Consider the following 21,437-nt stretch of genomic DNA (forward strand, 5'->3'; position numbering starts at 1 on the left):
CCTCTCTTAGTTTATTAAAATACTTTTTATCACTCGCATGGCATTCCCACCTGCTGCCTTGGCAATCGCTTTAGTTGAATAATCGTGTTTCACCAGCCATCCAATCATATTTTTCATAGCCTCAGCAGGATTTTCCACCCCTTCTACATAAGTGGACTCCTTAAAGTTCTCTCCACTGTGAGAAGCGGATATGCCTAACATATCGTCAAAGGCATGCTGTAGGGCTACATGGTCTCCAAAAAAAGTATCAGGTCCAAGACCAACATGATCAATGCCTACTAACTTACAAATATATTCAAAATGCTCCATCACAGATTGCAGCGAATGCTTAGGTGAGTTTTTCGTTAATGTCGTATTCGGGGCAGCACAAATTCCAATGAGTCCCCCTTTTTCAGCACATGCTTGTAACACATGGTCAGGCTTCATTCGTGGTGTGTTCCACAAAGCTCTTGCTCCTGCATGTGTGATGAAAACAGGATGCTCACTTGTTTCAATCACATCTAAACTTGTTTGATCTCCACAATGAGATATATCAATCATCATCCCTAATCGGTTCATTCGTTCAATGACGCGACGGCCGAAATTGGTTAGTCCGCCATCCCTATTCTCAATAAGTCCTGAACCAAGACTATTTGCTTCGTTATAAGTAATTCCCATGCAGCGGATACCGAAGCCATATAATATATCTACACGATCAAGTTCATTTTCTAAAATACTTGCCGCCTCTAATGACGGCAAGATGGCTACTTGTTTCTTCCGTTTTGCTTTTAACAAGTCATCGTATGTGCTGGCGACATAAATCGTCTTTTGACGCTGGATATCAGTGTAGCGCATACCAAGCAAATAAAGGACATCGTCCCATTTCAAGCCGTTTTTAGAGGCAATAATCGAAATGCCATCCATAAAATTTTCGAATATTACGTCAATTCCCGACATAGAGATTCCTTCATAATGAAAAGCAGTATGAAACTCACCGCAATACGGAAGGATCTGTTCAGATTTTTTTGGAACAATGAAACCATGATCGCGTAATGAAACGATTGGATATTTTGTAAATATTTTTTTCAGCTTCTCTTCTTCCTTCTCCGTTAAATGAAGCGAGTACGCTGGGACTCGATCAAGATCATAGGATAATTCATATGATTTATAATCTTGATTCGCTTTTAAATAGCTAAAGGATTGATAACCGTCATATTGCTTCACATTCATCATGGATCACATTTTAGCAACTGCTTTTTTTAATTGAAATTGCTCTTTCATAGGAAAGGCATCTTTCCATGATTTTTGGTTATCATCATAGAGACCATCACTATACAATGATTTAAGTGAGGAATTATCTAAAGCCAGCGGTGTTTCTCCTTTTTGGAATGCTTTCACCTGCTGAAGCAGGATGCGGCGCATATGAATAACCGGTAAATCGCTCGTTCCAAGATGCTCAATAGTCCTGTCCACAATCGGTCCCATTGTTTCAGTAGCGGCATGATCTTGATTGGCAATCCCACGAATGCCCGTGAAGTTTCCTGTCTTTTGTAATTCTCGATCTTGAGCATATTCGTTTTCAAGATTGATTTGTTTCCTTAATTCTTTATCCAATTTTAAACCCCGGCGCTGATGTTGCGCTTCAACATCAATGGACCGGTTGTGCGCAAACTGTACATCCCATGACCAGGTACTATAATCGTCTCTTGGAATAAACGCGTGCCACATTCCATCTTCCCCGCCAAATCTCGGTGGATACGTATAAAATGGGAAGATATAATGAATCTCCATGAAAGCATTCTCTTTTTCCGTTCCGATTCCAACCGCAACACAACGCTTCCCGTAGTTCGTATCTTCAACAGCTTGTTTCACCGGTGGATTTTTCACAAGCGGATGATCCGGATCGATCCCTAAATCACTGCTTAATATCCCTTCTTCTACCGCTTGACTGTGGTGTGCCTTGTGCAAAAAAGCAGCGTGAACGTAATCTAAATCATTTTCCATCACCTGTGCATAATTACATTCCTGCCATACACGTTCCACCAATATGTTCTCATCCGGAAGGCTCATCCAATAAAAATCTGGTAATGGCGGCTGCTCTTCTTCAGGGCCCATATAGGTCCAAACAACTCCATTTGCTTCTATTGTTGGATAGCTTTTCAACTTGATGGACTGTTTGAACTTTCCATCTTTCTCTTCTGAAGGAATTTCCGTGCATTTCCCCTCTGAATCGAACTTCCAGCCATGATACATGCAGCGGATACCGCACCCAGCATTAATCCCGAAATAAAGGGAGGTTCCACGATGAGGACACCGTTCGTCGATCAATCCCACTTTCCCTTCCGTATCACGGAAAGCAATGAGGTCTTCACTTAATAATTTTACCCGCTGAGGCTTCCCATCTCGCTCTAATTCCTCAGACTTCAGAACAGGAATCCAATAGCGGCGGAACATATCACCCATTGGAGTTCCAGGGCCTGTTTGCGTTAATAACTGATTATCTTCTTTAGATAACATTTTATTCCCCCCTGAATTCAGTTTATATATTATTGCTTTATCTCAACGCCTTCTGATAAGTGATTGATTTTTCCACGGAAAAACAGAAGCGGTTTTTTCTGCTCATCAAAGGCGGCACTCTTCACACGTCCGGTGACAATATAGTGGTCACCACCTTCAAGTATGTCAGCAACGTGGCATTCAATCGTCGCTAAATTCTCTTTTAAGACTGGTACGCCTTCATCCGATAGGGTGTACGAAGCGCCCTTGAACTTATCTTCGGATTTTTTCGCGAAGCGCCAGCAATCTTCTTCTTGGTTCTCTTGTAAAATATTAACCGTAAAAGGATGCTCTTTTTTAAACGCATGTACGCTGCCTGCCTTTTTATCGATACAAACGAGAATTAAAGGAGGGTCCAATGAAAGCGACGAAAATGCGTTTGCTGTTATACCAATAAAACCACTTTCACTTTTTGTCGTAATGACTGTAACACCTGTAGCAAAATGTCCAAGCGTTTTTCGAAATTGTAATGATTCCATATTTTTTCCCCCTATAGTATGGGCTGTCCTCATAGGCAGCACTTCTTTACATTTTTATTTTCCCCAGCATTAACATGATTTGTAGGGACATCTGAATTTCAAAGCGACTATTCGAGCTTGATAGATCAACAGAGAGCAAGTCTTCAATTTTTTGGATTCGATATCTCATCCCACTAATCGATATCGACATTTCTCGAGCTGTTTTATGTAAATTAAATTCATTCTGCGAATAATAGAATAGTGTCACTAGCAGCTCTGAATTTTTCCTTTGATCATATTCGAGGATGGGATGCAATTTTTCATTTGCAAATCGTTCGAGTTCCATCGGTTCTCTTGCATTTAAGAATAAGGTTAAATGACCTAATTCACTTGTTAAAATCACCCGAGATTCCGAGGATCTCACTTTTGCTAATTCAACCGCCTTCTTCGCTTCTTCAGCATTTTTATGAAAATCAGAAAGCTGCTGGGTTTCATGACTGATTCCAATGTAAATCTGTTGTTCTTGGTTTCCAATCTGCTTCAAAAGCGCCTCACCAAACTCTTTAATCGTGGTTCTTTCAGAGTCGATATACTTCTTCAAGATGATCGCCTGAATGGTATTTAATTTGGTTAAAATAAGGGGCGCATCAAATTTATGCTGTTTTTGATAGAAAATATTGGTTAATTTATTCCTAATTTTCAGATAATCGTAATTAACTGAGCCCTTTTCTTTCACCTTCCGGTCATTAATTTCCATATGCAAGATATAATGCGGCTCCGATAAATCATAACCAATGTAGGAAAAGCGGCTGTTGATTTCCTTTGTGTCCACGTCCTTATTGTTAAGCAACTGCTCAAGAAGTTCACCTTTCATCCTTTGTTCTGTTTCGATGGCAACTCGTTCATTCTGTACATGTAAGGCGGCAACCGTCGCTACCCTTTCAAGCAAATCTTTGCGAAAATCATCATTATTTTGATCTGAATCTATAGTGATAAACCCATAAATTTGATTTCTGTTAATGATTGGTATCGTCAGAATGGTAAATGTTTTATCCTTAAAAGGTGTTTCAACAATCGTGTTATGATGAATCACTTCTTTGCACTTGTCCCAGATATTTCGTGCTGACATATATTCATCCATTCCTGGATGATCACCAAATTTAGCAAGCGGTTCAAAATGTTTATTTTCAATTAAAACCTGGCAATGAAGACTTTTTCCTAGCAGATTGGCAAAAGTCTGGAAACCTTCTCCTTGCAGCATCGCCTGCGTCAAGTTTCGGCTTAATGAAGAACCTAATTCAAATCGTTCCTTCTGTTGTTCCACTCGGCGATACATTTGGTCGAGTTCTCCGGACATATCTTCGTTTTCAAAGAAAAAAAGATCTTCAGCAATTTCTTCGCCCCATTGTTCAACCGTTTTACCCACATAACGGCAGTGATCATCGCCTTTACCTTTGCAGCTAACCTCTTTAAAAATAGTTTTCTTTCCTAAGCACTCACTGGTGTAACCGCTTGCATATCCTGCTAAATAAAAGCAGACTGGCTCTGTATGCTTGGGGAAATGCTTCAGGTGTTGATGGGCTTCGTCTGAGTCAATCCAATAACCACATACATCAAATAAACCTTTGTCCATATCCACATGGAATGTTTCTGGGTACGAAAAAGCTCTTCCGGTCAAATAATGCATTTTGGAGCCGGCAATAAGCCACTCAAGATCATCCTGCCAATTAATCGTTTCTTTAAGGATGCGTGCTTCGTGTACGCCACATTGATAACCATATCTTAGTAAAAATCGTTTGGCCCGCTGAACACCCAGAGCCGTAATTAAGTCTTTACGGAGCACTCCCCACGCCGTTGCACTTGTAAGAGACAACTGTAATTCTTTTAAATTCATGCCTGGTTTTTCCGATATACTCATAAAATGGTCTAAATTAAGGTCACTAGCTTTAATACTCATGGAATGCCTCCCATTATTTTGACTATTGTTTATTTAAACATTCGCCAACGAAATAATAAAGGCTTTTTTTTACTCCGCCCTTGCCGAACTGCAAATACATTTTCTTATGATTGTAACTGTTTTCTGAATGAAGATAGGTTAAAAACTGAATGATGACTTTCCGGCGCAATATAATATTCTCCAGCCCGAACTCAAAAAACCAATGATCAATGACATTAAAGACACCCCGATTGACGGAATATTGTTTTGAACAAAAATCAATAAATCCTTTGTCTGGTAAATGAACAATACGTTCAGCCTGATAATCGGATGGTGATTCCTGCAAATCAAGTGCGTGCATCGGCGATGTCCTCCTTTACATTTGAAATCAAGTCTTGATTGGCAGGGTCAGATGTAGCCGCGCATCGGCGGTACGCCTAGGAATACCGAGCCAGCGCCGTCGTACATGCCTTCGCTGAGGAACGCGTGCTGGGTTACGACCATCGCGTCACGCAGATAACGCTGGAGCGGGTGCCCGTCGTAGATCGCTGCAGTGCCAGCAAGCAGATAGGCTGATTGCACGGCGCTCGCACCTGCGCGGGTAGCTTGTACAGCTGCCAGGCGTAACATGCTTGTTTGATCAGCGGAGACACCGTCGCCCCTCAGGATCGAATCCCATGCGGAATCGGTGGCCTCGTAGAAGAAGGCGCGCGCTGACCTTAGAGAGGCTTCTGCCTTTGCCACGGCGATTCGCAGGTATGCGCGATCGGCCATCTTCGGTGCACCGGTGATGCCAGAACGGCCACCGGCCATCTGAGAAACTTCATCAAGCGTGGCGCGGGCTACACCAAGGTTGACCACCGCAAGTACCTGTGCTGCATAAGCGATGGATGGATACTGGTAGATTGGCTCTTCTATAGAAGGCACACCGCCACGGACAAAGGTCCGTTCGTCAGGGACGAAAATGTCTTTCACCAGCAGGTCATGGCTGCCCGTTCCGCGCAGCCCGAGCACTTCCCAGTTCTCGACGATTTCTACGTCCTCGGGATTGAGCACAGCGGTGAGCGGCTTGCCACCATCCCCGGTGCCAATACCAACTCCAATAATATCGGCCCCCTTGCAGCCGCTCGCAAATTTCCAGAGACCGTTCACGCGCCAACCGCCCCGGACCTTCTCTGCGGGCTGGATTGGAAACAAACCGCCCGCGAAGGACACGTCCGGCCCATTTGCATATAGGTTAGCGAGCGTATTCCGCGGCAGGGCCGCAAGGTAGACCGCAGCAGAGCCGAAGCTCGCCACCCATCCGACAGAGCCGTCAGCCTCGGAGATAGCCTCAATCAACTTAAGGAACTCCGAGGGTGAGCGGGCATCGCCGCCATAGCATCGCGGCGTATGAGCACGATAGACGCCCAGTTGCTTTAGTTGCGCTATCATGTCCCGAGGTACATGCCGCTTCACATCAAATTCATCCCGTCTGGCGCGGACTTCGGCCAACACACTGTTGAGCAGGTTCTGACTTTTTATTTCTGCTGTCATGATACTTTCCTCCTTATGGCTATCTGAAATTTTCGAATATTTACCTTATGTTCACATCTTAAGGGAATAATAAAACTTAAACAATCTCTCATCCGGTTTGAAAATTCAAATTTTTCAGACCTTTTAGTGCTAATTTATAATTCTTGTTAACCATTTCTTTTCTATTAAACTCACTTACTTTAAGATTAAAGTAGATTCTATTATTCAATTGAAAAGGGGGAAAAACATGATTTCAAAAATGGAACATACGGCAATTATTGTTTCGGATATGGACCGATCGATCGAATTTTATTCAAAAATCCTGGGATTTACCGTTCGCCTTCGGGGAAACAATCCAAATAGGGAGCTAGCATTTTTATTTCTTGAGTCACAGCCTGATATGGAAATTGAGCTGATCCGTGATATTAATCCGCTCGGAGAGTATGCAGAGAGTGGAATCGTGAATCATCTTGCATTTACGGTCGAAGATATTGACGAGGCAATCCGTCATTACAGTGAAAAAGGAATTCATTTCACATCTAGGGAAACGAAACCGACACTTGAGGGCGGACGCATGATTTTATTCTACGGACCCGACCGCGAACTTCTTCAACTTGTAGAACGTGCGAAATCGCCTCATGAAATGTAGATGGCTCCCTTACCTCTTTCAGAATTTATGCTCATAAACATAAATAAGGAGAAGTGTTAGAACACTTCTCCCAGCAACTTTTCTAACTAGTTCCCTAATACTAGACAGATGCCGATTGACCAACCTGTTGCAACTGAACTGGCGCTCCAATGGCAAGCGACTTTTTAGCCGCATGGGCAATCCTTTCTGCCTGGAGTCCATCAAAAATGCAGCAGCAGACTGGTTGATTTTCAAGGATAGCAGTAACAAACTCGGTTACCTCATCGTGATAGGCTTGTGTGTAGCGTTCTAGGAAAAAGTATAGTGGTTTCTCTTTTAAAACACTTTCTGCAGTGGATAGCTCCACATTGTTAGCGCGATTGTTATCCGCTTGTGCGGCACCCTTGTCACCAAACACTTCTAAGCGCTGATCATATCCATAGGCAGCACGGCGACTGTTTTCAATCACCCCAAGAGCACCGTTTGCAAACTTTAATGTAATAATAGCCGTATCAATATCACCGGCTTCACCAATAGCCGGATTTACAAGTACAGCACCGGTTGCAGAAACCTCCACAACCTCACTGCCCATAATATAACGAGCCATATCAAAATCATGAATCGTCATGTCCATGAATAATCCGCCTGATGACTTTATATAATCAACACTGGGTGGCTCCGGATCACGGGATGTGATACGTAAAATATGTGGCTGGCCAACTTTACCATCTTGGACGAGCTCACGGATTTTACGGAAGTTGGGATCAAATCGGCGATTAAATCCAACTTGAAGCTTTACACCAGCTTTTTCGACAGTTGCAAGTGCTTCTTCCGTTTCTTCCACAGTAAAGCTGACTGGTTTCTCACAAAAAATATGTTTTCCTTTTGCGGCAGCTTCTTTAATAATGTTTGCATGCGTATTGGTAGGCGAACAAATAAATACAGCCTTAATTTCTGGGTCATTTAAGATGTCAAAGTAATTGGGTGTCAAAACTTCGATTTGCTTCTCATTTGCCCATGATTCAAGATGTCTGATTGCAACATCTGAAACACTTTTTACTCTAAGATTTGGAATGCCTCTCAAATTATCCACATGTATTTTCCCAATACGTCCAGCTCCGATTATTCCAACAGTCAACATTACTGAATCCTCCCCCTTTATGATTAAGCACTTTCGGTTGTCAGTTTATCGATGTACTATTTGGATAAAAGCCCCTTACTTAGGCCTTTAAGCTGTATTATTAATGCGATTTCAATTTCAATGTAAATCGGCTTTTTCCATCTTCTTCATACCACATTGGGAAATTGGTTCCCCAAATATTATTATAGAGATTAAAGTGGAATCCACCTTCTAATGAAGCAAAGGTATTGTTAAACTGTAACAGCCTTTTTTCACCTGGTGACACGAGTGGTGAATCTTTCGTCTCAATCAGCACTTCACCATCTGCCCCGGCATAATACAGTCCTTTATCAACACAATGGAGGTTGCGGTTTCCGTTCTTCACCACTTCTAATGGAGAGATGCGTTCACCTAACTTATCCAATTGCCATATGTTTGGATTATCTACTTCTAACGCAAATGAAAACCACATTGCCTCTGGTAAGCGATTTGCATCCTTATCGAACCACTGAAGCTCAATATCAATTTGGTTATCCTGCTTACAAAATTTATATTGAATCATAACCTCTTTTGGAGCACCCAAAGACTCCACTGGATACTGAGGCAAACATAAATGGACAAGGACATCTTCACTTGCTTCGGTTTCTGTTTTTGTTAGTGAAATAACTCTAGGTTGATAGATTTCATGTTTTGGCCTTGGATGTACGAGCTCAAATCCCGGTTTACCTTGGTCTGCCTCCGACCACTGATACGTTTGACCAATGTTCTCAACATATTCCTCAAACCATTGATTGTAATTTTCAACGCCAAATGACTCGTACACAAATACTCCAATTCGTTTTTGCTTGTTTGCCCACTCTTTCCCGCTTCTGTCTACTAAACTAGAAATGGAGCCATCCCCTGCAAACGCTACAGTAAGCCCGCCAAGAGAATAAGACCTGTTCAGCTCTAAACTCACACTGCCCGGTTCCAGCTTTTGAGCGTTCAATGCATGGAAAGCTTCAAACACTTCCTGCTGCCGTTCGACGGATAATGAATGAACAGCTTTTTGAATATAGCCCCGCTGTTCCTTCCACGAATCTTCGAATAATTGATAATCTCGATTTTTCGGTGCTTCTGAAAAAACTTCCTTCGATAATCGATCATACTCATCCATGGCAAATGAACCGATATAGCTGTATTTGTCTGGCACTGAATCTGCATCAATCGTATTTCTCTTCCTTGCCTGGTGGAAATCCTGCTTGGCATAGTTTTTATAATCATTGAGGTGTTTTTTTTCATCTAATCCCCATGTATGCTCCGGGATTAACAGCAGCCAGTCAGAAAACTGCGTATACTCATCACTAGTTATGTCTAACCGGCCTTCCACTACCCACTGATTTCTCAGTCTAAGTAACTCCCGATATTGCGCTACTTTTTTGGGATCGGTAGCCGCTCCATGGATCCACGAATCGGCGATTTCTTCATAAACAACAGGGAGGCTGTGTTTAATACCCTGTATTTTGGCCGCAAACATATCCATGGTCGATGCTTTAATAACTGCATTCGGAAACCTTTCTTGTAAACTCGCAAACTCAACTTTGATATCTTCAATCGACGGCGGTCCACAATTATCCCCCGTGTGGGCAAACACCATCACTTCTTTTAAACCATCCAGTTTCAGAACATCTCCATAGTTATCAGCATAGTTCACGATTACTTCGGAGCCGTCTTTCCCCTTCCATACAAAGATCGATGGAACGGAAGGAACTTTTGAGGCTGGATTTACGCCAATATGTAAATATTGGATTCCGTTCCTTGCCAAATAAGGAATCATCGCTTTTGTATGCCCTGGAACGTCGGTCATTTTTGCCGAAATAGTTTGTTTTTCAAATTTGGAATCTAATCGTTTTGCGATCGATAGCCCGTATTGAAATAACTCAGCATCCATTAATTCCGTATGCGTCGTAAAAGGAAGACCATGCCAGGCTATAAATCCTCTTTTGATAGCGGTTTCCATTTTTTTCTTTTCCTCTGCATTTGCTCGTTTTAAATACTCCTGAATCAGCCACGAACCTGTTGTCCACACAAAACCAACTGAAGCAGCATCTTTCTCGAGACTTTCCGCTAAATCAATTGCCTTTGGTATGTATGACTTTATATATTGTTCTGTCACGTTTTCCGCTAAATCGGTAAAACCAATATCCAGATGTGTTTTGAAAATAACATGCACTGTTTCAATATCATTCATGTTGCCGCTCACCACCTTGTGTACGTCTCTATACGTTTACTTTTTCCGACAGTTTTATAAGATTGGTCAGGCTAAGCTCTAAACTGTCCAAAGGACTGCCGGGACAGAAGTCTTGTTCTACCGCATAGAATTCAACTCCATTTTGTTCGCCCCATAATAAAATTGGTTCAAAATCAATCGAGCCCGTTCCTACTTCCGCAAAATACTTTCGTTCATCATTGGTCATATCTTTTAGATGAAGGATCGGGATTCGATTGGCAAATTTTTGCATATAAGAAAGGGGATCGAATCCGGCCATTTTTACCCAATAGGTATCCACTTCTGGATAAAGAGATAAACCATTTTCTTCTTTTAAAATATAATTAAGGGCAAATTCCCCATCTATTGTTGTACGGAATTCAAAATCATGGTGATGATATCCTACCCTATAACCTTTTGGTGTTACCTTTTTCGCGACTGCGAGAAGGTCATGTTTTGCTTTCAGATAACCTTCAACATTTTGCATTTCTTCCTCTAGGTAATGGCAGAAAAAGTCGGTAGTCCCAAACAAATCAGCTTCTTTTAAAACCATATCTAACTCATTGTTCATACGGTCAAGGCTGATATGCATGCCAGCTGTTTTTAATCCCGTTTCTTTTAAAACTTCAGCAATTTCTTCTGCTGGATAATCATACAGCCCATCGATTTGCACAGCCGCATAGCCCATCTTCTTTAATTCACGCAAGACAAAGGGAAAATCTTTGCTTATTTCATTTCGTAAAGTATATAATTGGGCAGCAAATTTATGTCTCATCTTATTTCGCTCCTCCTACTTTCGATTCACTTAAGTTGAGCAAGTCCATTTCTTCAGAGGTTAACAGAATTTCAGCCCCCTTGATTGACGACAGTAACTCCTCTGCTTTTTCAGGACCAATGATCGCAGCTGTCGGATATGGCTGATTCAGCACATAAGCGAGGGCAATTTCAATAGCAGATGTCCCCTTTTCTACTGCTAGCTTTTGCGCGCGATTTAAGCGCTCCCAATTTTCTTCACTATAATAGACGTCAACCATTTCTTCATTTTCTCTATTTTCAGGGGAGAATCTACCACTAAAGAAACCTCCCGCCTGCGAACTCCATGATAATAATGGCATCTGCGTCCCTTTATGCCAGTCGGAGATTTCCTCATTCACAGAAACACAGCCTGGCCATCTTGGTTTATTACAATGTGCCAAACTTAAATTCGGACTACTAAAAGTAAAACCGATGATTCCGTGTTTTGCTGCATAATCATTCGCTTCCTGAATCCGGGTATGCGTCCAGTTCGAAGCACCAATGGCATGGATTCTGCCTGCCGCAATATGCTCATTTAATACTTGCATAATGAGACTCACATCAACACTTGGGTCGTCACGGTGAAGGGCATAAAAATCGATATAATCTGTTCTTAATCGAGCTAAGCTTTCCTTGACATCCTTATTGATTGCCTCCCTGTTTACACGTGGCCCTGGCTCACCATCATCAGGATGAGCTCCTTTTGTCAGGATATAAATATCTTTACGGATGCCTCTTGATTCGGCCCATTCGCCTAGTATCTCTTCACTATTAATATATTGATGGGCGGAGTCAAACATATTCCCCCCTGCAGCAACATACTGATCCATAAGCGTAAACGCCTGCTCCTTATCAGCAAATTGATAGAAGCCGGCGGTTCCCATAATTAAGCGTGAACACTTTTTTTCAATAGATTTATTGTCAGCCAACCCTCTAAGCGTTAAATAGTTCATAGTAATCCTCCCTTTTCAAGAATCTATTTCTTACTTCAATTACTAAGTCACATCAATTTGAAAAATAAACAGGATTACTTAACGCTGCTAAAAGCCGCGATTTCACTTCAGGGAAATAACGCCATACTTCCACCCGGTAAAAGGAGCAGTCTTCTGCACTCCATGTTAGGTCCAGCGAGTCCTGTCCTTCCTCGATCATGATTTCTCTTTCGATTCCACGATTGGAAATCACTTTTACAACGTCACTATATTGAACATCTTTCACGTACAACTGAACAGGTTGATTCTTGTCTTCACATACATCCCCGATCATACTGGTTCCGCAGGTTAAGCTTATAAATGGCCCTTTTGGTGAATAGCTGAGAACCACATGGCCTTTATCAATTGATTTTAAAATCTCAGAACTTGTTAATGACTTACTGTAGACCCAAGTGGTCGGCATTCCGTGGATGACATACGGATCGGGGCGGTGCGCATCACTGCCACCAACGGCCACAAGTCTTCTACCTGAGACCAGCTGTTCTTGCCACCAATCGAGGGCATCCTGGTTATCCTCCCGCCAAGGTCCATTCCAAACCTCCACCCAGTCATAGTCAAAATCCCAGTCCCATCTCCAGCCTGTATTACGGCAATGTGGATGGTTTAAGGAGATATAAGCACCCTTTTCACGAGCCTCTTTTAAACGAAGGTGTAACTCTTCATTTGAATTCACTCGAAAATCACGAATCGGATCCTTGACTCCAAAGAGGTTAAGATGCCCTCTATTTGTGGTAAGCTCCATTCCTGGAATAAACAGAGTGTTGACATCACGTGGAAACGCTTCATTTTGACTAGCAGCGTTATGATCGGTTAAACCTAAGAAATCCAGACCGGCTTCCTCACAAATGTCGGCTTTTTCCCTTAATGTGAAGGTCCCATCACTATGGACACTATGCGTATGAAGGTCACCTTTTAACCAGCGGAGTTCCTCAAGCGTGTACTCCATCGTCAGCTTCACTGTACAACCCTTCGCTGCAACCTTGTAAGCATTGAGAATAACAGCCCACTCCCCTGCTGCAATCTCACCATGTAAATAGCCGGGAGTGGCCTTTGCCTGATGGATAAAAAATTCAGTCCGGGCACCGCCACTCCAGCCACGGACTCTGCTTTGATCTCTTACACCTAAGTCGATAATGCTCGAAGCCACACCTGTTTGTATGACTTCCATTTTCACCTTAATTTGTTCCGTACCAGCAGGAACACTGAATGGAACCTCGATATATGAGCTTTCTTCATCATGTGAGATAAATCTTGAAATAGTATCTGCTTTCGAACCCGCTTGGATGATTCCCATTTGATTGACCTCCTATAGCTTCTATTCTTTTCCTGAACCTAGCATTAGACCTTTTACAAAATATTTTTGAACAAATGGATAAATAACTAGTAATGGTATAAGTGCAATGACAATCCCGGCCATCCTTACATTGGATGTGATAAAGTCACTGCTTGATGTTGAATCCGATGTAATAATTAATGAACGTAAGGCAAGCTGTAACGTGTATTTTTTATCATCGTTAATATAGAGCAAGGCAGAGGTAAAGTGGTTCCATCTGCTGACAAATTCAAATAAGGTAATGGTCGCAAGTCCGGGCTTAGCCAACGGCAGAAAGATTTTCAAGAATATTCTTAAATCTCCTGCACCATCCATTCTTGCTGATTCTGCCAATTCATACGAAACACCCAAAAAGTAATTTCGCATGAGAAGGACACTAAATCCTGAAACTAAACCATTAATTACTAAGGATGTAAGGGTATTTAATAATCCAAGGTCCTTATTTACAACATATAGCGGGATCATGATAGCCTCAGCTGGAATCATCATGGTGACCATAATAATAGTCGTCATCAATTTCCTGCCAGGCAGCTCTTTTTGCACCAATACATAACCGGCCATTGCAGACAAAAAGACGTGAAGAACGGTTCCCACAATCGTAACAATAACGTTGTTATAAAATGGTCTCCACAATTCAAGCTTTTTCCAAATCGTTTCATACCCTTCAAAGTTGATTTCAGTCGGCCAGATTTTTATTCCTGGTTTCATCGATTCGATATTTGAAGAAAGTGAAACGGTCAGTGTATTAAGTAACGGAACAATCATTGTAAGAACTAACAGTAATAAAAATAGGATATTAAGACTGTAAAAGAATTTTCGTTTCCAACTCCAGTGAATCCAACTCTTCATTTTCTATGCCTCCTCGTCATATCGAAGCACTTTTCTTGCAATTAAGGTAAGAATTAATGTTGCTACGATAATTATCATTGATGCTGCCGTGGCGACCCCCATTTTAAACTCTAGAATCCCTTTTTCATACGTATACGTCATGAGGACATCTACCTTGCGGGTAATCGACGGATTGCCCATTACGATAATTTGATCAAATATTCTTAAAGCACCTAATAGGTTTAAAAGAAAAACTACTTTCATTGTTGGATATAATTGTGGAATTAAAATATTTTTAATTTCATCCCATCGAGATGCTCCATCAATTTTGGCTGCTTCATATAAGGAAGGACTGATGCCTACAATCGCTGCCAAATAGAGAACACATGTATACCCCATATCCTTCCATATAGAGGAAAGCACCATTAACGGTCGTGCATACTCATCCTGAGTAAAGAAATGAATTGGTTTTCCGCCAAACGCTTTAATAATTTCATTCACAAGTCCTCCATCCGGTGAAAGGAGGTAGATCCAAATTCCACCAACAACTACCCATGAAAACAAATGGGGAACATAAATAACCATTTGGGTGAATTTTTTAAAGGAGACCCGTATCACTTCATTAAGGGAAATTGCTACGATGATCGGGAAAGCGAACCCGATGATCAAGATTCCTCCGCCAATAAGGACCGTATTCACTAATACACGCCAAAAGACTGGATCATTCAACACTGTTATATAGTTTTGAAAACCAACAAAGGGCCGGTCACCTATGATTCTAAATTCTTGGAAACTGATTAGAACTCCCCGTAATAAAGGATAATAGGCAAAAAGAAGAAAATATAAAAAGATGGGGATCATCATTACATAAAGCCATGCGTACCGTTTAAATGTATTCATCGTATCATCACCTTGTAATTCGGTTTTGTAGAACCTAATGTGAGAATTATTTGTACCACAGGGTCCTATAAGACTAGTAAAAAAAAGAGGGAGGACATTCTCACCCTCTTTTTTTACATTTCAATTTTATTTATCTATTAATCCTGCATCCAATAATTCCTTGTGCATTTTTTTAACCGCATCTTTCGCATCCATTTGACCCATCATTGCTTTAAATGCATAGTTTTGGACAATCTTTTCAGCTGATGGCCAGTCGGACGTAGCGACCTCTAATGAAGAGTTATTAAGAACAACCTTCTGCGCATCTTCTACCCCTGGAAGCATTCCGAATGGATTTTTCCACGCTGAGTTGTTCGGGAAAGGAGCTCCATGGTCCATACTGTGCTCTTTACCAGCAGCCGTTAACTCATACTTACCATTTGTTACAGTATAGTCGTTATCTTTAATTCCAAGCGTTGCTAATACATTTCCTTCTTTTGAATGCCAGAACTCAAGAAATTCCATTGCCGTATTTGGATGTTCAGCATTTACAGGAATGGCCCAAACACTTTGGTCACCACGGTGAAGCATGATCTTTCCATCCGGCCCTGCCACACCAGCAATTCCTTTTGCCACGAATTTCGTATTAGGGTCTTCCACCTGTTTGATATTATTAAATAAGCCCACCCAAGCATCCCAATACGTAACCATACCAACACGGTCTGTTAAGAAAAGTTCACGCATTTTACCTGTGTCATTTGTTGCAAAGTTTGGATCGATTAACCCTTCTTTATACAACTTTGCAAACCACTCAAGAACTGGAACAGCCTTTTCAGTTGCAATCGGCATCGTGCGTTTGCCGTTTTTATCAATCACATACTTATTCTTCACTCCTGCTGCACTTAAGAATCCTTGGATGTCATTAAGTCCTGCTGTGGAAAGACCATATGTATCGTTTTTGCCATTTCCATCAGGATCTTGCTCTTTAAACGCTTTGAATACATGGTAGAAATCATCAAGTGTTTTAGGTTCTTGAAGATTTAACTTTTCCAACCAGTCTTGTCTGACAATTGGCAGTGTTCCGCCTTCGAACTTATTGAATACACCGTAAATTTTACCGTCGTCGTACGTAATTAAATCCCAGTCTTTTTTAGAAATAACGGATGGATCTGATAATGTCTTTGATTTTTTTATTTTGTCATTTAACTCGGTTAATACGCCTTGATTGACCAAGATATCCATCAATGGCTTCGTAAGAAGGATTAAGTCATATTTTTCACCTGATGACATCGAAGTCATTAATTTTTGGTCATAATCAGCTGGCGGCCTAACCATTTCTACTTTAATGCCTGTTGATTTTTCAATCTCTTTTATGAACAATTCATTTTCTTCAGGAGTTTTCCCGCCAACGACATTGGTAAGAATATGCAGAGTCTTTTGCTCTTTATTATTTTTCGCATCAGTTGACGTTTCTTTTGAACTACAAGCACTTAGTAATAAGCTTAAAATCATCAAAATCGGTGCTAGAACCTTGAACCCTTTTTTAAAGTACATTTCTCCATCTCCCTTTGTAAGAAAACTTATTTTATCTTTTGTTTTAAAAAAGCCAATTTATGAGGTTCTAATGATCACCCCTCTCAATTATTTGGGATTATACTTTACTAGATCCTTTCATGATATTTTTGCAAGAATCTCGGATGACTAGTTTTGCGGGTATCATTTTTTGTCTTGGTGCTAATTGTTCCTTTAACACATTAATTAATACTTCGGCGGCTTCTTCCCCTAGTTTCTCTGGATATAATTCAATACATGTTAGTTTTGGGGTTGTCTCTAAAGCTAGCGTTTCATTATTACTTAAGGCTACTAAAGAAAGATCGTTCGGAATATCAATCTTCAATTCCCTTGCCGCCCGTAGGACACCTAAGGCCACACGGTCAGTATCTGCGATTATAGCTGTATATTCGTTTTCATTAATCGTTTCTAGTAAACTATAATAGCCAAATTCAGAAGCACTCTTATATTTTTCCTGATCGTTATAAATCACATTCTCTTCTTTAAACGGTAAATTGAAATTTTCAAAGGCTCGTTTTAAGCCTTCTTTTCGATCTTCTGCTACTGTCATTCCATAGGAAGCATTGAGAAAGAGAATTTCGTGATGACCATTTTCGATTAGGAACTCTCCCACCTCTTTCACAATCTCAATATTGTTGTTATCAACAAATTTGGTGTCAGCATCTTCTTCGTCCGGTCTGCCGATTAATACATATGGAAGATTTAATTGCTTGTATTGAGCAATTCTCTCATCATCATCTTTTGGATTTAATAAAATCACTCCATCCACGGGATCCCTGGAAAAAAGAGCTGCCTGTTCATCCTCAACTAATCTGTCAAGCAGGACTCTATAGCCGTTTTCTGTACACTTTTTGACGACGCCATTTATTACTTTCAGATCAAAGCCGCTTAGTTCGGTATCCAGAGTTGGCATCTTTAGTCCAATAATCATCGTTTTCTTCATCGCCAGACTTCTAGCAGCATGATTCGGGACGTAGTTAAGTTCCTTCGCTACATTTAATACCCTTTCTGTTACTTCAGCACTTATGGGTCTTTTTTTACTAAACACACTCGAAACCGTTCCCTTCGAAACCCCGGCTCGTTTTGCAACATCAGCAATTGTCACCATTTTCATCACCTAAATTCCTAGTTTCATTAAACCGGTTTAATTGGAAATCAAAAAAATTTCCACTGATTTTACATAAAAGCACAATATTCGAATAGATTCGAACTTAAACTAGTTTCATATGTATAAAACCGGTTTAATTAATGAATCCGCTTTCATTATAAGTAGAACCGCAAAAGAAAACAATCATTAGTTGATTATTTTTATGAAAATTCTAAAAATTGATATAATTATCCCAGCTAGTTTCTTTAACGGGAGGACTTTAGTCTTATTTTTTTAAACAGATCGATTCTTGGTTGTATAAATACAACAAACAGTCAACTAGCTTTGACTAGTTGACTGTTTGATCAATGGCACTGCTTTTATCCTATCTTAACTTAACAATAAATGTCTTAAGCTCGTATGGTTTAATCTCAAACGCAAAAGCTTCATTTCCTCGTACTTCGGAAGTACTTCTTTCCATTAAATCGCATTCCTGCCAGGAATCAATATGGAAATCACTTGTTACTTCGACTGTTCCTCTTGCCCCAGCAAATTCATGCAGCCGGACAATGAGATGTTCACCATTTTCTGCTTTTTTAACAGCGTCAACCATCACATTCGGAGCAGTCACGTTGAAGAGTGACATGCATTCTGTCTGGCCTTCTCCGTAGGTTAATGGATTATTAAGCTCCCAAGCATGCTGTACAGTATTACCTTCATACCAGCTTCCAGTATGGGGAAGCAAGGAATACGTAAACAAATGTTCGCCTTGGTCTGCTTCTATATCCGGATAAGTAGCCGATTTTAATAAGGTAAGGCGCATGACATTATCCTTAATGTCATGTCCGTATTTGCAATCGTTCAATATGCTCACACCATAATCTCTTTCAGATAGATCGGCCCACTGATGACCGACTGTTTCAAACCGAGCATAATCCCAGCTTGTATTCCAATGCGTTGGACGCTTTACATTTCCATACTGAATATCGTATGTCGCCTCCGTTGCCCGAATTTCGACAGGGAATGCTACCTTCAACAGTTGGTTTTGATCATGCCAATCAATTTTTGTTTCAAAATCGATACGCGGATTGTTCGCATACAAAGTCATTTTTTGATGGATGACCGAGTTCGAATAGACCCATATAAACTCAACTACACATCGGATTGGACCATTTTCAATGACTTTGGTTTCCTTCAAAGTCGAGATTTCTTTCATCTTTTCTTGATAATAAAGATCGATATCCCACGCATCAAATTGCATCGGTTTATCCTCAAATACCTGGAATACATTCCCACGTGCGTTAGGGGCTAAAACTTCCCTTTTATTTTTCCTGTCATATAGTCTCGTCAGCTGACCACTATCATTCCATGAAATCTCATAATAGTTGGAAGAAACACTATTTCCAGAAACATGGAAAGGTGAAGCTGTTACATTCATTCCCTGTTCATAATAAACGGAGCTTTTTCCGAGGGAAGGAACTTCATCAACCCTGACTAGCCATTCTCCATCAGCCGTTTGTTGGGCCTCCAATACCTCTCCGGTCTCTTTCTTCCACACTAATTCTCCAGTCGTGTTCGTGTTGATTTTTACGGTATCATTTCGTTTCCACGAAGAGGAATTATAAATCGAATACATATGCTTGCCATGATTTACGGCTAAAGACTGTGAAGCCTCCTTCCAGGCATTAACCGCAAGCTCATACGCTTCAGCATATTCCAGTTTGCTGTCTTCATAAACCTCGTGAATAGATGATCCCGGAATGATGTCGTGGAACTGATTGCGCAGCACGATCTTCCAACTTTCTTCCAAGTCTTGTGCAGGATATGCTGACCATGAACCTGAAAGTACACTGTTTAAGGTATTCAGCCATTCTGTTTCACGAAGAAGCAGCTCCATTTTACGGTTCATCCGTTTATTATACGCCTGAGATGTATAGGTTCCGCGGTGATACTCCAGATACAATTCTCCATCCCACGTGTGAACATACTGATCAGTATTGTCTACCGTCTCATGCAAGCGTTTAAAAAATTCATCCGCTCTGCCTGTCTTAACAGCTGGTATGCCCGGCATCTTATCTAATTTTCTTCTCATCTCTAGCATTTCTCGATTTACGCCGCCGCCGCCATCTCCATAACCATAGGAAATGAGCAACTCCTGGTTCACAGCTTTATCGCGATACGCTTCCCAAACCCCTTTTACCGAACGGGGAGTGATCTGTCCGTTGTATGTATAGAACCAGCGGTCATCCTCAGGGGTGGTGATAAAATGAGTTAAAATCTCTGTTCCATCGATCCCTCTCCATTTAAAGGTGTCATGCGGCATTCTATTAAACTGGCTCCAGCTAATTTTTGTAGTCATAAAGGTTTTAATGCCGGATTTCACTAAAATTTGCGGAAGTGCCCAGCTATATCCAAAAACATCTGGAAGCCATAAATATTCGCATTCCTTCCCATAGTTTTCGCGGAAGAATTTAGTACCCAGCAACAATTGACGGACAAGTGATTCTCCCGATGTCAGATTGCAGTCTGCTTCCAGCCACATTCCACCTTCTGTTTCCCAACGGCCTTCTTGAACTCTTCCTTCAATTTGTTTAAAAATCTCCGGGTAATCTTTTTTAATATAATCATATAATTGAGGCTGTGTTTGTAAAAAAACGTAATCTGGGTATTGCTCCATTAAACGAAGAACGGTAGAAAAAGAGCGTGCGGCTTTTTCTCTAGTATGTTTCAGCCTCCATAACCAGGCCACATCAATGTGAGTGTGTCCGATGGCCGTTACGGTAACAGGATAATTTTTCGGAATTCGCTCGATTTCTTCATTTAAGGTTGTTTGTGCTTGATAAAGGGAATCATAGAAACTCTCTGAACCAAGAACAGACCAATCGATCTTCAGGAAAGCCCTGTCTAAGGCTTTTAGCAGGGTTTGCCTTTCAGGCTGATTTTCCTGTAGATACTCGATAGTCGCTAATGCAGCCCTAGCTGTGTAATACAGATCATCTACCTTTTCATCCAGACAGGCGATAAAGGCCGTTTTCAACTGGTGTTCCTGCAGTGTTGGCTTCCCTCCGCCTTCAAGCCCTGACCACAGCCGGAAGCACATTTCAATAGTCGTCCCTGCCAGACTTCTATCTAAAAATACCTCTTGATGGTTCATGTCTACACCCTGATAGGGTTCCCCGTTTACATACAGCAGTGACTCAAACCCTGAATTATGACCGCCGCCTGTTTTTCCAAAATCAAATACACCGACAATTTTTTGTTGTTCCCAATCTTCAGGAATTGGGATGAGTGTTTTAAGCCAAATGTACTTATCGCGTCCTTCCCATCTTTCTCGTACATTCATTGTTCTCCATGGCCCGTCTTCGGGCGGCCGTTGCGAAACCTTGCCTTCATCATCGTCTTGAGCTTGTAATGATGCCACTGGCTGAACATTTCTATACCGATAGGAATCTAGTTCCTCTATCCGTCTTTCCAACTTTTCAATAGTCCAAAACATATCAAACGCTCCTCT

17 protein-coding genes are annotated in these 21,437 nt (G+C 41.2%); 1 reads left to right on the forward strand and 16 read right to left on the reverse strand.

Annotated features, from left to right (window positions below; genetic code table 11):
* Positions 1 to 6 precede the first annotated feature (6 nt).
* Genes AC4QJR_RS25480 through AC4QJR_RS25505 form a run of 6 tightly spaced genes read right to left on the reverse strand, consistent with a single transcriptional unit; the run spans position 7 to position 6,465 of the window.
* On the reverse strand, positions 7 to 1,212 hold the full coding sequence (locus AC4QJR_RS25480) for a dipeptidase (protein WP_496524623.1): 1,206 nt from the start codon (positions 1,210 to 1,212) through the stop codon (positions 7 to 9).
* 3 nt (positions 1,213 to 1,215) lie between these two features.
* Complete coding sequence (locus tag AC4QJR_RS25485; RefSeq protein ID WP_496524624.1) at positions 1,216 to 2,496, reverse strand: Rieske 2Fe-2S domain-containing protein; 1,281 nt, start codon at positions 2,494 to 2,496, stop codon at positions 1,216 to 1,218.
* A gap of 29 nt (positions 2,497 to 2,525) precedes the next feature.
* The gene (locus AC4QJR_RS25490; RefSeq protein ID WP_496524625.1) at positions 2,526 to 3,014 is read right to left on the reverse strand and encodes a flavin reductase family protein; all 489 of its coding nucleotides are present in this window, start codon (positions 3,012 to 3,014) and stop codon (positions 2,526 to 2,528) included.
* Between the two features lie 46 nt (positions 3,015 to 3,060).
* Positions 3,061 to 4,950, reverse strand: coding sequence for a XylR N-terminal domain-containing protein (locus tag AC4QJR_RS25495; RefSeq protein WP_496524626.1), 1,890 nt, complete (start codon positions 4,948 to 4,950; stop codon positions 3,061 to 3,063).
* Between the two features lie 22 nt (positions 4,951 to 4,972).
* Positions 4,973 to 5,290, reverse strand: a complete 318-nt coding sequence (locus AC4QJR_RS25500; RefSeq protein WP_496524627.1) for a hypothetical protein — start codon at positions 5,288 to 5,290, stop codon at positions 4,973 to 4,975.
* Between the two features lie 47 nt (positions 5,291 to 5,337).
* Positions 5,338 to 6,465, reverse strand: coding sequence for an acyl-CoA dehydrogenase family protein (locus AC4QJR_RS25505; protein ID WP_496524628.1), 1,128 nt, complete (start codon positions 6,463 to 6,465; stop codon positions 5,338 to 5,340).
* Positions 6,466 to 6,691: 226 nt separating this feature from the next.
* Here AC4QJR_RS25505 and AC4QJR_RS25510 point away from each other — a divergent pair, with 226 nt between their 5' ends.
* Complete coding sequence (locus AC4QJR_RS25510; RefSeq protein WP_496524629.1) at positions 6,692 to 7,093, forward strand: VOC family protein; 402 nt, start codon at positions 6,692 to 6,694, stop codon at positions 7,091 to 7,093.
* 100 nt (positions 7,094 to 7,193) lie between these two features.
* On the opposite strand, the gene iolG is transcribed toward AC4QJR_RS25510, so the two are convergent.
* The 10 genes from iolG to AC4QJR_RS25560 all read right to left on the reverse strand — a co-directional run bounded on the left by iolG (position 7,194) and on the right by AC4QJR_RS25560 (position 21,422).
* Complete coding sequence (gene iolG, locus AC4QJR_RS25515) at positions 7,194 to 8,213, reverse strand: inositol 2-dehydrogenase (protein WP_496524630.1); 1,020 nt, start codon at positions 8,211 to 8,213, stop codon at positions 7,194 to 7,196.
* Between the two features lie 100 nt (positions 8,214 to 8,313).
* Positions 8,314 to 10,422, reverse strand: a complete 2,109-nt coding sequence (locus tag AC4QJR_RS25520) for a DUF5054 domain-containing protein (RefSeq protein WP_496524631.1) — start codon at positions 10,420 to 10,422, stop codon at positions 8,314 to 8,316.
* Positions 10,423 to 10,450: 28 nt separating this feature from the next.
* Positions 10,451 to 11,215, reverse strand: coding sequence for a sugar phosphate isomerase/epimerase family protein (locus tag AC4QJR_RS25525; RefSeq protein ID WP_496524632.1), 765 nt, complete (start codon positions 11,213 to 11,215; stop codon positions 10,451 to 10,453).
* Between the two features lies 1 nt (position 11,216).
* Positions 11,217 to 12,188 (reverse strand): aldo/keto reductase, encoded by a 972-nt coding sequence (locus AC4QJR_RS25530; protein WP_496524633.1) that lies wholly within the window; start codon positions 12,186 to 12,188, stop codon positions 11,217 to 11,219.
* A 52-nt stretch (positions 12,189 to 12,240) separates the two neighbouring features.
* Positions 12,241 to 13,521, reverse strand: a complete 1,281-nt coding sequence (locus AC4QJR_RS25535; protein WP_496524634.1) for a CehA/McbA family metallohydrolase — start codon at positions 13,519 to 13,521, stop codon at positions 12,241 to 12,243.
* A gap of 21 nt (positions 13,522 to 13,542) precedes the next feature.
* Positions 13,543 to 14,409 carry a carbohydrate ABC transporter permease gene (locus AC4QJR_RS25540; RefSeq protein ID WP_496524635.1) on the reverse strand — a complete coding sequence of 289 codons (867 nt, stop codon included), beginning with the start codon at positions 14,407 to 14,409 and terminating at the stop codon, positions 13,543 to 13,545.
* A 3-nt stretch (positions 14,410 to 14,412) separates the two neighbouring features.
* Positions 14,413 to 15,288, reverse strand: coding sequence for an ABC transporter permease subunit (locus AC4QJR_RS25545; protein WP_496524636.1), 876 nt, complete (start codon positions 15,286 to 15,288; stop codon positions 14,413 to 14,415).
* Positions 15,289 to 15,414: 126 nt separating this feature from the next.
* Positions 15,415 to 16,821: an extracellular solute-binding protein gene (locus tag AC4QJR_RS25550; RefSeq protein WP_496524637.1), complete on the reverse strand. Its 1,407-nt coding sequence runs from the start codon at positions 16,819 to 16,821 to the stop codon at positions 15,415 to 15,417.
* 97 nt (positions 16,822 to 16,918) lie between these two features.
* Positions 16,919 to 17,953 (reverse strand): LacI family DNA-binding transcriptional regulator, encoded by a 1,035-nt coding sequence (locus AC4QJR_RS25555; RefSeq protein ID WP_496524638.1) that lies wholly within the window; start codon positions 17,951 to 17,953, stop codon positions 16,919 to 16,921.
* 358 nt (positions 17,954 to 18,311) lie between these two features.
* Positions 18,312 to 21,422: an alpha-mannosidase gene (locus AC4QJR_RS25560; RefSeq protein WP_496524639.1), complete on the reverse strand. Its 3,111-nt coding sequence runs from the start codon at positions 21,420 to 21,422 to the stop codon at positions 18,312 to 18,314.
* Positions 21,423 to 21,437: the final 15 nt, after the last annotated feature.

The sequence above is a fragment of the Neobacillus sp. BP17 genome (assembly GCF_059579525.1).

What these genes read in the sequence shown, in the direction of transcription:
- AC4QJR_RS25480 (WP_496524623.1), bottom strand. Translation starts at nt 1,212, where the DNA reads ATGATGAATGTGAAGCAATATGACGGTTATCAATCCTTTAGCTATTTA.
- AC4QJR_RS25485 (WP_496524624.1), bottom strand. Translation starts at nt 2,496, where the DNA reads ATGTTATCTAAAGAAGATAATCAGTTATTAACGCAAACAGGCCCTGGA.
- AC4QJR_RS25490 (WP_496524625.1), bottom strand. Translation starts at nt 3,014, where the DNA reads ATGGAATCATTACAATTTCGAAAAACGCTTGGACATTTTGCTACAGGT.
- AC4QJR_RS25495 (WP_496524626.1), bottom strand. Translation starts at nt 4,950, where the DNA reads ATGAGTATTAAAGCTAGTGACCTTAATTTAGACCATTTTATGAGTATA.
- AC4QJR_RS25500 (WP_496524627.1), bottom strand. Translation starts at nt 5,290, where the DNA reads ATGCACGCACTTGATTTGCAGGAATCACCATCCGATTATCAGGCTGAA.
- AC4QJR_RS25505 (WP_496524628.1), bottom strand. Translation starts at nt 6,465, where the DNA reads ATGACAGCAGAAATAAAAAGTCAGAACCTGCTCAACAGTGTGTTGGCC.
- AC4QJR_RS25510 (WP_496524629.1), top strand. Translation starts at nt 6,692, where the DNA reads ATGATTTCAAAAATGGAACATACGGCAATTATTGTTTCGGATATGGAC.
- iolG (WP_496524630.1), bottom strand. Translation starts at nt 8,213, where the DNA reads ATGTTGACTGTTGGAATAATCGGAGCTGGACGTATTGGGAAAATACAT.
- AC4QJR_RS25520 (WP_496524631.1), bottom strand. Translation starts at nt 10,422, where the DNA reads ATGAATGATATTGAAACAGTGCATGTTATTTTCAAAACACATCTGGAT.
- AC4QJR_RS25525 (WP_496524632.1), bottom strand. Translation starts at nt 11,215, where the DNA reads ATGAGACATAAATTTGCTGCCCAATTATATACTTTACGAAATGAAATA.
- AC4QJR_RS25530 (WP_496524633.1), bottom strand. Translation starts at nt 12,188, where the DNA reads ATGAACTATTTAACGCTTAGAGGGTTGGCTGACAATAAATCTATTGAA.
- AC4QJR_RS25535 (WP_496524634.1), bottom strand. Translation starts at nt 13,521, where the DNA reads ATGGGAATCATCCAAGCGGGTTCGAAAGCAGATACTATTTCAAGATTT.
- AC4QJR_RS25540 (WP_496524635.1), bottom strand. Translation starts at nt 14,409, where the DNA reads ATGAAGAGTTGGATTCACTGGAGTTGGAAACGAAAATTCTTTTACAGT.
- AC4QJR_RS25545 (WP_496524636.1), bottom strand. Translation starts at nt 15,288, where the DNA reads ATGAATACATTTAAACGGTACGCATGGCTTTATGTAATGATGATCCCC.
- AC4QJR_RS25550 (WP_496524637.1), bottom strand. Translation starts at nt 16,821, where the DNA reads ATGTACTTTAAAAAAGGGTTCAAGGTTCTAGCACCGATTTTGATGATT.
- AC4QJR_RS25555 (WP_496524638.1), bottom strand. Translation starts at nt 17,953, where the DNA reads ATGAAAATGGTGACAATTGCTGATGTTGCAAAACGAGCCGGGGTTTCG.
- AC4QJR_RS25560 (WP_496524639.1), bottom strand. Translation starts at nt 21,422, where the DNA reads ATGTTTTGGACTATTGAAAAGTTGGAAAGACGGATAGAGGAACTAGAT.